The following is a 380-nucleotide window of genomic DNA, read 5'->3' as shown; positions in this document are numbered from 1 at the left end:
GCTTGATGACGGCCGCCTGACGGATTCGCAGGGCCGGATCGTCGATTTCAAGAACACGATTGTCATCATGACTTCGAACATCGGCTCGCCTCATCTGATTCAGGGCACCGACGACAACGGCGACCTGACGCCTGCGGTCAAGGAGCGCGTCATGCGCGAGCTGCGCGGCCATTTCCGGCCCGAGTTCCTGAACCGGGTGGATGACATCGTCATGTTCAAGCCGTTGTCGCTGGGCGAAATCCGGCAGATCGTCGGCAAGCTGGTGGACGGCCTGCGGACGCGCCTGGCCGAGCGCCAGGTCGGCCTTGTCCTCACGGACGAAGCGGTGCGCTTTATCGCCAAGGAGGGCTTCGATCCGGTATACGGCGCGCGGCCGCTGA

General features: G+C 63.7%; 1 protein-coding gene. It reads left to right on the top strand.

The genetic code is table 11. The annotated features are described in order from the left end of the window. A partial coding sequence (locus tag L692_RS30325; RefSeq protein WP_036725767.1) for an AAA family ATPase occupies positions 1-380 on the top strand: 380 nt, incomplete at both ends.

This window comes from Paenibacillus forsythiae T98, assembly GCF_000520735.1.
GTDB classification, from domain to species: domain Bacteria; phylum Bacillota; class Bacilli; order Paenibacillales; family Paenibacillaceae; genus Paenibacillus_AQ; species Paenibacillus_AQ forsythiae.
This window is presented reverse-complemented; position numbering and strand designations above follow the sequence as displayed.